Annotated in this window: 13 protein-coding genes; 3 read left to right on the forward strand and 10 right to left on the reverse strand. The window is 69.6% G+C overall.

The features are described from left to right. Positions 1-171 precede the first annotated feature (171 nt). Together smpB and G335_RS14305 are read left to right on the forward strand one after the other, a co-directional pair. Complete coding sequence (gene smpB, locus G335_RS0102385; RefSeq protein ID WP_018168069.1) at positions 172-651, forward strand: SsrA-binding protein SmpB; 480 nt, start codon at positions 172-174, stop codon at positions 649-651. Between the two features lie 500 nt (positions 652-1151). Continuing rightward, positions 1152-1409, forward strand: a complete 258-nt coding sequence (locus tag G335_RS14305) for a hypothetical protein (RefSeq protein ID WP_081621399.1) — start codon at positions 1152-1154, stop codon at positions 1407-1409. 268 nt (positions 1410-1677) lie between these two features. Here G335_RS14305 and dnaQ read toward each other — a convergent pair whose 3' ends face one another. The 3 genes from dnaQ to G335_RS0102400 are packed head-to-tail and all read right to left on the reverse strand — an operon-like array spanning position 1678 to position 3615. Then, positions 1678-2388: a DNA polymerase III subunit epsilon gene (dnaQ, locus tag G335_RS0102390; RefSeq protein WP_018168068.1), complete on the reverse strand. Its 711-nt coding sequence runs from the start codon at positions 2386-2388 to the stop codon at positions 1678-1680. Positions 2389-2399: 11 nt separating this feature from the next. Beyond that, entirely contained in the window at positions 2400-2861 is a 462-nt protein-coding gene (gene rnhA, locus G335_RS0102395; RefSeq protein ID WP_018145389.1) for a ribonuclease HI, read from the reverse strand. Continuing rightward, on the reverse strand, positions 2854-3615 hold the full coding sequence (locus G335_RS0102400; RefSeq protein WP_018168067.1) for a hypothetical protein: 762 nt from the start codon (positions 3613-3615) through the stop codon (positions 2854-2856). Before G335_RS0102400 ends, rnhA begins: the two co-directional genes overlap by 8 nt. Between G335_RS0102400 and G335_RS0102405 the strand changes: the two genes are divergently transcribed. Next, on the forward strand, positions 3614-5194 hold the full coding sequence (locus tag G335_RS0102405) for a LysM peptidoglycan-binding domain-containing protein (RefSeq protein WP_018175822.1): 1581 nt from the start codon (positions 3614-3616) through the stop codon (positions 5192-5194). The two genes, G335_RS0102400 and G335_RS0102405, sit on opposite strands and share 2 nt — an antisense overlap. An 81-nt stretch (positions 5195-5275) precedes the next feature. On the opposite strand, the gene hflX is transcribed toward G335_RS0102405, so the two are convergent. The 7 genes from hflX to G335_RS0102440 form a co-directional block, all read right to left on the reverse strand. Next, entirely contained in the window at positions 5276-6616 is a 1341-nt protein-coding gene (gene hflX, locus G335_RS0102410) for a ribosome rescue GTPase HflX (RefSeq protein ID WP_018175823.1), read from the reverse strand. Between the two features lie 294 nt (positions 6617-6910). Next, positions 6911-7171, reverse strand: coding sequence for an RNA chaperone Hfq (gene hfq / locus G335_RS0102415; RefSeq protein WP_018175824.1), 261 nt, complete (start codon positions 7169-7171; stop codon positions 6911-6913). A 128-nt stretch (positions 7172-7299) separates the two neighbouring features. Next, complete coding sequence (miaA, locus tag G335_RS0102420; protein ID WP_018175825.1) at positions 7300-8268, reverse strand: tRNA (adenosine(37)-N6)-dimethylallyltransferase MiaA; 969 nt, start codon at positions 8266-8268, stop codon at positions 7300-7302. Next, complete coding sequence (gene mutL, locus G335_RS0102425) at positions 8268-10145, reverse strand: DNA mismatch repair endonuclease MutL (RefSeq protein ID WP_026304750.1); 1878 nt, start codon at positions 10143-10145, stop codon at positions 8268-8270. Before mutL ends, miaA begins: the two co-directional genes overlap by 1 nt. Before the next feature lie 120 nt (positions 10146-10265). Further along, the gene (locus G335_RS0102430; protein ID WP_051069926.1) at positions 10266-11570 is read right to left on the reverse strand and encodes an N-acetylmuramoyl-L-alanine amidase; all 1305 of its coding nucleotides are present in this window, start codon (positions 11568-11570) and stop codon (positions 10266-10268) included. Between the two features lie 191 nt (positions 11571-11761). Beyond that, entirely contained in the window at positions 11762-12247 is a 486-nt protein-coding gene (gene tsaE, locus G335_RS0102435) for a tRNA (adenosine(37)-N6)-threonylcarbamoyltransferase complex ATPase subunit type 1 TsaE (RefSeq protein ID WP_026304751.1), read from the reverse strand. Next, positions 12244-13728 (reverse strand): bifunctional ADP-dependent NAD(P)H-hydrate dehydratase/NAD(P)H-hydrate epimerase, encoded by a 1485-nt coding sequence (locus G335_RS0102440; protein ID WP_018175828.1) that lies wholly within the window; start codon positions 13726-13728, stop codon positions 12244-12246. Before G335_RS0102440 ends, tsaE begins: the two co-directional genes overlap by 4 nt. Positions 13729-13732 lie beyond the last annotated feature (4 nt).

Genomic DNA, 13732 nt, shown 5'->3' on the forward strand with positions numbered 1-13732 from the left:
GGGGCGCTCCCGCGGGCCGCCGCCCCCGGCAGCGGCCAGGGCCGGTCGCGCAAGCGCATCGCCGGGTCCGCCGGAATTGTGGGGCAGCGGGTCGCCCGGCTCAACTTTCACCCCGCGCGCCCGGACATTCCGACTGCTTCGGCCGCCCGCCTGCAGTACACTGCCCGGGTTATGGGAAAGAACAAGAAACAAGCCAAGGAACCGTCCAGCACCATCGCCCTCAACCGCAAGGCGCGCCACGAATTCTTCATCGAGGACCGCCTGGAGGCGGGGATGGAGCTCGAGGGCTGGGAGGTCAAATCAATGCGCGCGGGCCGCGCGCAGCTGAGCGAGGCCTACGTGCTGCTGCGCAACGGCGAGGCCTTCCTGTTCGGGGCCCACATCACCCCGTTGCCGACCGCCTCCACCCATATCAATCCGGATCCCAGCCGCACGCGCAAGCTGCTGCTGCATCGCGCGGAGATCAACCGCCTGGTCGGCGCGGTGGAGCGCAAGGGCTACACCCTGGTGCCCATGGCTCTGTACTGGAAGCGCGGGCGAGCCAAGCTCGAGATCGGCCTCGCCAAGGGCAAGAAGGAATACGACAAGCGCGCCGACAAGAAGGACAAGGACTGGGAACGCGAGCGGGCACGGATCCTGAAGCACGGCTAACGCCGCCACGCCCCGCCCACCATCCCCATTCCGGCTCGCGCCGGCCGCGCCTCCTCATCCCGGGATGTGTACGGTGCCCTCTTCCTGCCATCTGCCAGGGGGGCTGGGCCTGGTTCAGCATCCAGTGTTTACATGCCTTCGTCGGGCCGCCTGCCAACTTGGCTGGCCCGGGTTCGTCCTCTGGTGTTTACGGGGGCTTCGTCCGGCCGCCTGCCGAGCGCTGACTCGCCAGCGCACCGCGAGGTACTTCTTTGCTCGTGCAAAGAAGTACCCAAGAAACACGCCCGACTGCCGCGACCCCGGCCCGCTGCGCGGGCCGGGGTTTCCCTCGCTCCGAGGCTTTTCGCGGGCGGCGCTGAACTCGCTACGCCGCCCGTCGCTCAGACATCCAGCGCCCCGTGTCTATTTAGAATCGTCCCGCGAAAAAGCCTCTCCACTCGGCGCGACGACAACGGGGAGGTAGGTCCAAACAACGGCTATCCCGGCGCTATGGCTAATGGATGATGGCTAGGCTTTCGGACATCTTCGGCACGCTCGGCCTTTGGCCGTTGCGTGCCGCACCCGCGAAGCGGGCGCCGGGGGGCGTAGGATGTGATGAGCGCAGCGAATCGCATCCGGGTTTCGCGCGGCGTGGGAGATGGTGCGTTTCGCTGCGCTCAACCGCACCCTACGGGATACGGTCTGTTTTGACCTTCTCCTCCCGTATGGAGCCCCTCGCGGAGGGCGTGATGGGCCGGAAGAAGGCGCTGGATGTCTGAGCGGAGCCGCAGGCGAAGCGAGTTCAGCGCCGCCGGCCCGAGGGCCCTGGAGCAAGGTCCCCGGGCGGAATCCGGGTGCCCTTCTTTGGGTACTTTCTTGGGCAAGCAAGAAAGTACCTCGCGGCGCGCTGGCGAGTCAGCGCATGGCAGTAAGCGGAGCAAAGCCACCGTAAACACCGAAGGACGAACTATGGCCAGCCACAACAAGGCAGGGTGACGGGCCGAAGGCACCGAAACGCAGAAGCAGAGCCCGCGTCGGGCGCCAGGATCAGGCGTTGGCGCGCCAGCGGCAGGTGCCGCCGGCCGCCTCGTCCAGCGTCTGCAGCAGCGCCTCGTGCGCCGCCTGCTCCTCGGGCGTCGGCTCGATCACCGGCAGCGGCTTGCCCGAGCGCCGCGCCTTGACCGGGCCGGCCGCGGCATCGCCGTCGCCTCCGGAATCCAGGGTGAGCGCCACCTGCCCGCCGGTCATCGCCAGATAGACATCCGCGAGCAGCTCGGCATCGAGCAGCGCCCCGTGCAGGGTGCGCCCGGAGCCGTCCACCTCGTAGCGCTTGCACAGGGCATCCAGGGAATTGCGCGCCCCCGGGTGCATACGCCGCGCCATCACCAGCGAATCCAGCACGGTGCTGACCTCGGCCACCTCGGACGCCGGCGCCACATCGCCCAACAGGCGCAGCTCGTTGTTGATGAAGCCGACATCGAAGGGCGCGTTGTGAATGATCAGTTCGGCCCCACGAATGAAGTCGACAAAGTCATCGACGACATCGGCAAATCGAGGCTTGTCGGCCAGAAACTCGTTGGTGATCCCGTGCACCGCGATCGCGCCGGCGTCGATCTCGCGATCCGGTTGCAGAAACTCGTGCAGCTTGCGCCCGGTGGGGCGGCGGTTGTCCAGCTCCAGGCAGCCGATCTCGATAATGCGGTGGCCGTCGGAGGGGTCCAGGCCCGTGGTCTCGGTATCCAGCACGATCTGACGCATCGTGGTTTCCTTCAATTCTCGATCGGTTCGCCGGCCAGCAGGGCATCAATGCCCGCATTGGCCAGTTCGTCGGCGCGCTCGTTCTCCGGGTGACCGCTGTGGCCCCTTACCCAGTACCACTCGATGTCGTGGCGTTGGGCCTGTGCATCCAGCTCCTCCCAGAGATCACGGTTTTTCACCGGCGAGCCACTGGCGGACTTCCAGTTGCGCCGCTTCCAGCCGGGCATCCACTCGGTCACGCCCTGCTTCACGTATTTGGAATCCGTGACCAGCTCCACCTTGCAGGGGCGCTTCAGGGTCTCCAGCGCGCGGATGGCCGCGGTCATCTCCATGCGGTTATTGGTGGTCTCGGCCTCGGCCCCGTAGAGCTCGCGCTCGCGCCCGTCGAAGCGCAGGATCGCGCCCCAACCGCCCGGCCCGGGGTTTCCACGGCAGGCCCCGTCGGTATAGATGTACACGCGTTCGTCAGCCATGCGTTCGGCGGGCTCCAGAATGAGAGGAGCGCGAGGATACCAGCCCCGGACGCATCGCGGGGTTGGGCATAGCGAAGCGGAAACGCGGCTCCGGACGCAGGGGCATGTTCACCCGCTTGTGGGCCACGGTCAGAATCATGCTGGCCAGCGGCGGCAGACCGCGCAGGGTCCAGGCATCCATGGTGGCCAGGCGTTTCTGCCAGGCGGCGGGCAGCCCCGGTGGGAGCAGGCTCAGGCTCCACTGATCCAGCACCTCGAGATCCGCCGCCTCCAGCAACTCGCGATATTGGCGCCGCCGCAGGCCTTCGGGCAGAGGCGAGGCGCGCACCCCGTTGCGCCCACCGCGTTGCAGGCGGTTGCCTTCCAGCAGAAACACCCGTCCCTCGGGCTCCAGCACCCGGGCCGCCTCGGCCACCACCGCCGCCGGTTGCTCGCTCTGGGCGCAGGGATGGGCGAGCACGATGCGCCCGGCACAGCCGGACTCCAGCGGCCAGGCCTCGGGGTCCATGCGCAGCGCCGGGCGCGCCGAGGCGATCCGGATCAGCGGGGCCTGCAGGGCATCGCTGTCCTCCAGGATCGGCACCGGCGCCAGCTCCACCGCCAGCCCCCCGGGGCCCGGATCGCCATAGCGCCGAATGCGTTCCAGAAAGCGCTCGCGGACCCTCCGCCCCTGCGGCTGGGCATACCAGTGCGCCAACCAAGTCAGGAATGGGTCTTGGTGATCCCCCATCTCTGGTTTATCCTCCAGCGCCATGACACCACGCCTCCGCACACGACTGACCACCGCCCTGATTCTCGGCCTGACGGCGATCTTCGCCTCTGCCTGTAGCCTACACGACTCCGAGCGCACGCTGGACACCTCGGCGGCGGATCGGCCGATCGTGGAACCGCGCACGACCGAGGACGTGCAGGCCGCGATGGAACGCCAGCAGCGCGACGCCGCGCAACGTGCCGCCGAGACCGACGACCTGTGGGAGCGCGCGCGCCTGGGCTTCGGCTTCAACGACGCGCTGGACCACGAGCGCGTGGATCGCTATATCAGGCACTACCGTGACCATCCACGGATCATCGAGTACAGCACCCGGCGCGCGGAGCCGTTCGCCTACTTCATCCTGTCCGAGATCGAGGCGCGCGACATGCCCGCCGAGCTCCTGCTGCTGCCGATCGTGGAGAGCGGCTTCGTCGCCCAGGCGACCTCGCGCAGCCGCGCGGCGGGGATCTGGCAGTTCATGCCGGCCACCGGCGACTATTTCGATCTGTCGCGCGATCACTGGTACGACGGCCGCCGCGACGTCTACAAATCCACCCTCGCCGCGCTGGACTACCTCCAGGCGCTGCATCGACGCTTCGACGACTGGTACCTGGCCCTGGCCGCTTACAACTACGGCCAGGGCAACATCCAGCGCGCGATCGACCGCAATGCCGCCCGCGGCGAGCCCACTGACTACTGGAGCCTGGACCTGCCGTCCGAGCCGACCGCGTACATCCCGCGACTGCTGGCCCTGCGCCACCTGTTCCTGGACCCCGATGCCCACAACATCGCCATCGCGCCCATCGCCAACGAACCCGCGCTGGAGATGATCGAACCCGGCCAGCAGGCGGATTTCTCGCTAATCGCGGAGCTCGCCGACCTGGATACCGAGACCCTCAAACAGCTCAACCCCGGCTACCACCGCCATGCCACCCACCCCGGCGGCGCCCAGCACCTGTTCGTCCCGCGCGAGGCGCTGCCCACCCTCGAGGCGGCACTGGAGACCCGCAACGATGAACCGCTGCTCCGGTTCCGCGAATACACCGTGCGCTCGGGCGACAACCTCGGCCAGATTGCCCAGCGCGCCGGCACCCGCGTCGCCGTGCTGCGCGACATGAACAACCTCGACGACGACATGATCCGCGCCGGTCAGACCCTGCGCCTGCCGGCCTCCGCCCCGAGCGAAGAGGCTCCGCTGCAGGTGGCCGGCGACAACGGCCAGTTAGCGGAGGACTATCAGGTGCAGGCTGGCGACAGCCTGTGGCACATCAGCCAGCGCACCGGCATGTCCATCGGCGCCCTGCGCGCCGCCAACGACCTGGACCCGGACGCGATCCTCCGCCCGGGCGACACCCTGAAGGTGGTGCGCGCCGATCCCGACCGTGGGCCCGACGGCCAGCGCGTCGAGTACGAGGTTCGCCCCGGCGACTCGCTGTCGACCATCGCGCGCCGCCACCAGGTCAGCATCGGCGACCTGCGACGCTGGAACGGGCTGAACGGCGACGGCATCCGAGCCGGAGAGACCCTGACCCTGTACCTGGCCAGCGCCGACGGAGAGGCGATCGCCCAGAGCGACGCCTGAACCGCGACGACATCGACACCACGAAAAAGGCCCCGGTTGAACCCGGGGCCTTTTTCGTGCGCAAGCGAGCCGCGGCCGGCTTCAGTGGTCGGCGGCCGCCGCCCCCGGTGCTTCCGATTGCAGGCGGACGGTTTCGGGGTCCAGCCCGGCCGCGCGGAAGAGCTGCTCGAAACGCCGTTTCGGCACATGCAGGCGCAACTGGATCGACCCGTCCGGCGTGGTCTGCTCGGCCTCCACGGCCTTCTCCTCGTAGAGCTGGGCGCGCAGGCGCCCGGCCGAGGCCGGGAGCTCGACCCAGCCCTGGGTCATGGACTCGGTGAAGGTCTCGGCCAGGCGCTGCTCCAGGCGCTCCACACCCTCGCCGGTATGCGCCGACAGCCAGAAGGCATCGTCCGCCATGCCGAAACGGTCGTCCGGGTCCTCGGCCGGGTTCTCCAGCTGGTCGATCTTGTTGTACACCCGCCAGCAGGGGACGTCCTCGGCACCGATCTCCTCGAGCACCTCCTCGACCTGCCGGATGCGCGCCTCGCGCTCCGGGTCGGCGGCGTCGATCACGTGCAGCAGTAGCGCCGCCTCGCGGGTCTCGGTCAGGGTCGCCTTGAACGCGGCGACCAGCTCGTGCGGCAGGTCGCGCACGAAGCCGACGGTGTCGGCCAGGATCAGCGACTGGTGCGGGGCCAGGTCCAGACGGCGCAGGGTCGGGTCCAGAGTCGCGAACAGCTGATCCGCCTGGTAGACGTCGGAATGCGTGAGGCGATTGAACAGGGTCGACTTGCCGGCGTTGGTGTAGCCCACCAGCGAGACCGTGGGGATCTCGTTGCGCAGGCGCGCCTGACGGCCCTGTTCGCGGGTGCGTTCGACCTTCTCCAGACGCCGCTCGATGTGCTTGATGCGCCCGGCCAGCAGGCGGCGGTCGGTCTCCAGCTGGGTTTCCCCCGGACCGCGCAGGCCGATCCCGCCCTTTTGCCGCTCGAGGTGGGTCCAGCCACGCACCAGGCGCGTGGACATATGGCGCAACTGGGCCAGCTCCACCTGCAGCTTGCCCTCGTGGGAGCGGGCGCGCTGGGCGAAGATATCGAGGATCAAGCCGGAGCGATCCAGCACCCGGGCCTTCAGGTGGGCCTCGAGGTTGCGTTCCTGGCTGGGCGACAGGGCGTGATTGAAGATCACCACGTCGGCACCCGACGCCTCCACCGCATCGCGGATCTCGTCGGCCTTGCCGGCACCGACGAACAGCTTGGGGTGCGGCCGGTCGCGCGAGCCGCGCACCACCGCCATGATCTCGGCCCCGGCGGAGCGCACGAGCTCGTCGAATTCCTGGACCTGGGCCTCGATATCGGGGTTGTCCCCGACATTCAGCGCGACCAGGACCGCACCATTGCCGACGCGCTCGTCGCCGGCACTCTCCGGACGCTCAAACAAGCCAGGGAGCCGCTGATTGTTGGACACGTTCGCGTTGGTGTCCCCTGTTTTCCGAAACAAGGCGCGGTGCGCAGCCGGTAGTGGTTCTACCGGCAAGGGCCGCAACGCAGGATCGGGGAACAGGGGACACCAACCCCGAAGGGGCTCGGCCGCTTTTGGGCACGCACAGCGTTGCGGCTCCCTTGTGCAGAGTGACTGCACGGCAGTCGCCGCGCCTTGTTCGCACACAAAAGCGACTCGAGCGCGAACGTGCCCAATAATCAGCGGCTCCCTCGGGGAGACCTCCACTCATGTTCAGGACTCGGCCTCGGCGGAGGCGGGGGCCGCTGCCTCGCCCTCGAGATTCATGTTCACCTGACGGGCCGGCACGATCGTGGAGATGGCGTGCTTGTACACCATCTGCGAGACCGTACTGCGCAGCAGCACCACGAACTGGTCGAAGGATTCGATCTGCCCCTGCAGCTTGATCCCGTTCACCAGGTAGATGGAGACCGGGATCCGGTCCCGACGCAGCGCATTCAGGAAGGGTTCCTGCAACATTTGCCCTTTGGCCATCGGTGCGTTCCTTGATCGTTATTATTGGTTCGCGACCCGCGCCGGCGGCTCGAGGTCGGCCCGCCGCACGGTCAGGTTGAAGCGTAGCATACCGGCTTCGCGGCGCCGCTCCAGGCGTACACCGGGCGTTATTCGGACGTCGCCGCTGCGGGGGCCGCTATCCGTGCAGCCTGGATGGCCCGCAAAGCCTGCGACAAATCCGCGTCCTCGGCGTTCAACCGGGCATGCAGGGGGAAGCGCCGCAGCCCGGTGAGCTGGCGTTTTGCGAGCTGGCGGGTCGCGGCGATGGCCCGCTCGCGAAAGGTCGCAAAGTCGCATTCGCCGGCCAGCCACTGCCAGCCCTGGCGATACCCCACCGCCCGCTGCGACGGGTGCTCCGCGGTCAGGCCGGGGCGACGGGTCAGGGTCATCAGTTCGTCGACGAAGCCGGCCTCCAACATCGCATCGAAGCGGTCGGCGATGCGGATGCGCAGGCGCTCGCGATCCGCCGGCCACAGGGCCAGCGACACCCAGCCCGCCGGGACCGTCGCGGCCGCGCCACTCTGGAAGCCCGACAATGGCTGGCCACTGGCCGCGTACACCTCCAGGGCGCGCAGGATGCGTTGCGGGTCGTTCGGGTGGATGCGCGCGGCGGCCTCGGGGTCCACGGTGGCCAGCTCGGCATGGAGGGCCACGGCACCCTCGTGTTCCAGACGGGCACGCACGGACTCGCGGACCGCATCCGGGACCGGCGGGATCGGATCGAAGCCGTCCAGCAGGGCGCGCAGGTAGAGCAGCGTGCCGCCCGCCAGCAGGGCGACCCGGCCGCGGGCATGAATGGCATCGATCGCGGCGCGGGCATCGCGGGCAAAGTCGGAGGCGTTGTAGGTGTCCTCCGGGTCGCGGATATCCAGCAGGTGATGCGGGGCGCGGGCACGCTCGGCGGCGTCCGGCTTGGCGGTGCCGATATCCATGCCGCGATAGACCAGCGCGGAATCCACGCTGACGATCTCCGCGTCCAGGGCCTCGGCCAGCGCCAGCGACAGCGCGGTCTTGCCGCTCGCGGTGGGACCGGCCAGCAGGATGACCGGCGGCCGGCCCCCATCCAGTCCGGCCATCAGCGTCCTCGCAGGAACAGCCGGTCCAGCGCCGAGTGGTCCAGCTCCACCCAGGTCGGGCGCCCGTGGTTGCACTGGCCGGAGCGCTCGGTGGCCTCCATGTCGCGCAGTAACTGGTTCATCTCGGGCAGGGTCAGGCGCCGCCCCGAACGCACGGAACCGTGGCAGGCGATCGTTCCCAGTACCGCGTTCATCGCCCCCTCGGCCCGATGGCTGTAGCCGTCGGCCGCGAGGTCCGCCAGGACATCGCGCACGATCTGCGCGGTGTCCTGGCCGCGCAGCAGCGCGGGCGCCGCGCGCAGAGTCAGCGTCTCGGGGCCGGCGCGGTCGAGCTCGAAGCCGAGTTCCCCAAGCAGGTCCGCGCGTTCCTCGGCCAGTTCGGCCTCGGCCGGGGTGACGTCCAGGGTCTCCGGCACCAGCAGCGGCTGCGAGGTCACCCGTGCCCCCTCCCATTCGCGCTTGAGACGTTCATAGGTGATGCGCTCGTGGGCCGCGTGCATGTCCACCACGATCAGGCCGCGGGGGCTCTCGGCCAGGATGAAGGTCTCGGCTACCTGCCCCAGGGCAAACCCCAGGGGCGGCATGCCGTCCGGGTCCGCTGCGGGCGCACCGGACGTGGCGGATGGCATCGGGGTGTCATAAGCGGCGGGCCGCGCCTCGGCCACCGCAGATGTCCCGCGGAACTCGGCCCAGGCCGCACCAAAGCCTGGATCGCGCCCGACCGGCTCAAGTCGCGGTTCGCGAGGGGGCGCGTACCCACCGCCCGCACCCGGCACACCCAGCCCGGACAGCGGGCGATCCGCCTGCGCCGGCATGGGCATGGGGCGACCGGCGGGGGCCGGCGCACCCATGTCGGGTACCGCCGCGGCATGCCCGGAATCCCCCGGACGCAACGCGGCAAGCGCCTTGTGCAGGCTGTGGAAGATGAAGTCGTGAACCATGCGCGACTCGCGAAAGCGCACCTCCTGCTTGGTCGGATGCGCGTTCACATCCACCTGGGTCGGATCCAGTTCCAGGTCCAGCACGAACATCGGATGCCGCCCGTGGTAGAGCACGTCCTGATAGGCCTTGCGCACGGCCGCGGCCAGCACGCGGTCGCGGATCGCACGGCCGTTGACGAAGAAGAACTGCTGATCGGGCTGCGCCCGCGACTGGGTCGGCGAGCCCAGCCAGCCGGACAGCGCCAGCCCGGCGCGCTGTTCGTCCACCGGGGTCGCATGCTCCAGGAAGGCATCGCCCAGCAGCGCCCTCACCCGCTCGCCGGGGTCGTCGGCCGCCGGCAGGTCCAGGGTGACGCGGTCATTGTGGCGCAGGCTGAAGGCGACCTCGGGACAGGCGGCCGCCTGAGTGCGGATCACGTTCTCGCAGTGGTTGTATTCGGTGCGTTCGGTACGCACGAACTTGCGCCGCGCCGGGACGTTGAAGAACAGGTCGCGGACCTCGACGGTCGTGCCCACCGGATGCGACGCCGGGGCGGCCTCGCGGAAGATATCGGAGCCGTCCCCGGTCAGGCGCCAGCCGTTGCGCTCGTCCGCCACCATGGAGGTCAGCGACAGCCGCGAGACGGAGGCGATCGAGGGCAGGGCCTCGCCGCGAAAGCCCAGGGTATGCAGCGCCTCGAGGTCATCCATGCAGGCAATCTTGCTGGTGGCATGGCGCGAAAGGGCCAGCGGCATCTCGTCGCGATAGATGCCGCTGCCGTTGTCGCTGATCTGGATCAGGCGGACGCCGCCCTGCTCCAGGCGCACATCCACCCGCGTCGCCCCGGCATCCAGGGCGTTCTCCAGCAGCTCCTTGACCACCGAGGCCGGACGCTCGATCACCTCGCCGGCGGCGATCTGGTTGATCAGTTGTTCGGAGAGCTTTGCGATCGCCACGCGCGACACCTGGGAGAGACGAGAACCGGGTGCCTAGCCTAACCGGGGCAGCGCCGGAGTGCCTAGCCGGCGGCCGAACAACGCCTGCAAGACGTGACGGGCTGCCCGGAGGTCCCGGGCTCAGGAGTCGCGGGGGATACGCAGGACCTGGCCGGCGTAAATGCGGTCATCGCGGACATCGTTGGCCGAACGCAGGTCCGCCAGCGACAGGCGATAGCGATCGGCAATCCCGGAGAGGGTCTCGCCCGGGCGGATAATGTGCTGGTCCGGCTGGCCGTCGGCGATCAGCGTGCCCGGACGGGCATGGGTGGAGAAGTACGACCGCAGCCCGGTCAGCAGGGCGTCCGCCAGCGAGTTCTGGAAGGTCGTGCTGCGCAGCTTGCGCTCCTCAGAGGGATTGGAGATGAAGGCCGCCTCGACCAGGACCGACGGCACGTCCGGCGAGCGCAGGACCGCAAAGTTCGCGCGCTCCACCTCCGGCTTGCGCACCTTGCCCACCCGGTGGAGCTCCGCGATCATCCGCTCGGCCAGGGTGTTGCTGGCCTCCAGGCTCCCGCTCTGGGCCAGATCCAGCAGCACGTTGGTCAGGGAATCGTCCTTGCCGTTGATCGGCACCCCGCCCAGGCTCAGATCCGCCTGGTTCTCGCGCTGGGCCAGGAACCGCGCAGCCTCGCTGGAGGCCCCGCGCTCGGACAGCATGTACACCGACGAACCCTGGACACTGCGATTGGCGATCGCGTCGGCGTGGATGGACACGAAGATATCGGCGTCCGCCTTGCGCGCCCGCTCGATGCGCTCGCGCAGGGGCAGGAAATAGTCGCCACTGCGGGTCATCACGGCCTTCATGCCGTGCTCGCTGTTCACGCGTTCGGCCAGACGCTTCGAGATCTGCAGGACCACGTCCTTCTCGCGGGTGCCGGCGGGGCCGATGGCACCCGGATCATGCCCACCATGGCCGGCATCGATGGCGACCACGACATCGCGCAGGTCCTCCTGCGAGCGCCCACGGCGGGAGCCGTTGTTCTCCGCCGAGCGCGGCGCGGCGGGTGCCTCGCCGCTGGTCAGATCCAGGACCAGGCGGTGCGGCGCACCCTGTGCCGGCATCAGCACGAAACTGCTCGGCTCCACCGGTTTGCGCAGGTCGAACACCACGCGCAGATCGGAGCCATTGCGTGCGGCATGGCGCACGGCCTTGATCGCCGAGCGCGGGTTATCACTGATGGTCAGGTCTTCCACGGCACGCGCGTTCTCCAGATCCACCACCAGGCGGTCGGGAGACTGCAGGTGAAACATGGAGTATTCCGCCTCGCCGTCCATGTCGAAGACCAGACGGGTGGTTCCGCCATCCACGGACATGCGCACGCGCCGGACATCCGTGCGAGCCAGGGCCGGCAAAGGCATCCCGACCAGCCCGAGGGCAGTCATGGCGCGCAGCAGCTGGCGGCGGCGCAGATCCGGCGATGTTGATTGGCCCACGGCGTTTCCCTTTGTAATCAGGGGTTCTGACTACATTGTGGACGCTTTTTCTGGAAAAGCAATAGCAATTTTCTTTCTTTATGAGCGAGATATCGCGCATTGTGCGCGTGGCGGGCCAACTCCGGGGCAGCCCCGGCGTGTCACCCTGTCACGATCTCCTGATCCCGAAGCACCCGGTGGTAGGCCGCCGCCAGCGGCCCCTCCAGCCACAGCTCCCGGCCTTCGGCTGTGCCCTCGCGATGCGCCAGGCGCACCACCAGATCCGGCGCCGGCAGCCAGCCCGCACCGCGCTCCGGCCACTCCACCAGCCACAGGACATCGCCCCCGAAGGCCTCGCGCACCCCCAGGTACTCGAGTTCTTCGGGATCACCCAGGCGGTAAAGGTCGAAGTGCAGGACCTCGCGCCCCGCCAGCGCATACGGCTCCACCAGGGTGTAGGTCGGACTGCGGACCGCGCCTTCATGCCCGAGCCGGCGCAGCAGACCCCGAACCCAGGTGGTCTTGCCGACACCCAAATCACCCTCCAGGAACACGATATGCGGGGCGTCGAGCGCCGCCAGCGCGGCCCCGGCCGCCTCGGTCGCCTCCAGGTGCGGGAGGATCAAAGGGGCCGCTGCTACCGTCATGCCCCACCCCCGGCCGCGGCCGGCAGGGCTTCGGCCAGATCCCCGGCCAGCATCCCGCGCGCCCCGCCCAGGCGATCACGCGCGATGCAGGCTGCGGCGCAGTGCCAGGCGGCCCCGATCTCCGCGGCGCTGCGCGCATCCGCGCCCTGCCCGCGCAGCGCGGCGATGATGCCGGTCAGCACGTCCCCGCTGCCGGCGGTGGCCATACCCGGGTGGCCGCCGGTGACACAGGCCAGCGGCTCCGCACCCGAACTGGCGACCAGCGTGCCCGCCCCCTTCAACAACACCACTCCACCCAGGCGCGCGGCCAGCGCCCGCACCTGCCCGGGGCGATCGGCCTCGATAGTGGCCACGTCCTGCCCCTGCAGACGGGCGGCCTCGCCTGGGTGCGGGGTCAGCACCCAGTCCTCGCCCCGGCGCGGGGCCTCGGCCAGCAGGTTCAGGGCATCGGCATCCACCACCCGGGGCAGGTCGGCATCCGCCACCGCCAGCCACAGGCCACGACCCCAGGCGTCCTGTCCCAATCCCGGTCCCACCGCGACGACATCGACGCGACGCATCAGGGCCTGCAACTCGCTGGCGTCCGCCACGCCACGCACCATCAACTCGGGTCGCTCCAGGTTCGCCCAGGCCGCATGCTCGGGGTGCGTGGCCAGGGTCACACGGCCGGCCCCGGCGCGCAGGGCGGCCGTCGCCGCCAGCCGCGCGGCCCCCGAGTAGCCGGGCGCGCCGCCCACGATCAGCACATGCCCACAGTCGCCCTTGTGCGCCCCCGGGCGCCGTACCGGCAGACGCTGCCGCCAGTCCTCTGGCCCGACCCGACGCGCAACCGGCGCGATGCCATGGGCCACCGAGGCAGGGAGATCGAGCGGGGCCACCTCCACCTGGCCGACCCGGTCGACCGCGGCCCCGGTATGCAGGCCCAGCTTGTCGGCGATCATGGTCAGGGTGTGATTGGCCCGGACCGCCTCCCCCAGGACCCGGCCGCGATCGATATCCACGCCCGAGGGCACATCGGCCGCCAGCACCGGCCGCCCACTCGCGTTCAGCGACTCGATCACCGCGCCGTAGGCATCGGTCAGCGGCCGCTCCAGGCCGATCCCGAACAGGCAATCCACCCACAGGGCCGCGGCCGCCGGGTCGAAACTTTCCAGGGCATGGACCTCGCCGCCGCCCGCCTGCCAGCGCCGGTGGGCCTGACGACCATCGGACTCGGGGCGCGCCCGCGAAGGGCCGCCATGAACCCGGACCTCCAGCCCGGCCTCGGCGGCCCGCCGCGCGAGCACGTAGCCGTCTCCGCCGTTGTTGCCGGGCCCGCACAGGATCCCGATGCGACGGGCCTGCGGCCAGTCGCGGCGCACCACCGCCAGCAGGGCCTGCCCGGCACGCTCCATCAGCTCGCCCGGCGCCATCCCAGGCAGGGCCAGACCGGCGGCATCCAGGGCGCGCATGCCCACGTTATCGAACAGTGCGCTGGTCAATGCT

This window comes from Thioalkalivibrio sp. AKL8 (assembly GCF_000380525.1).
Classification (GTDB): domain Bacteria; phylum Pseudomonadota; class Gammaproteobacteria; order Ectothiorhodospirales; family Ectothiorhodospiraceae; genus Thioalkalivibrio; species Thioalkalivibrio versutus.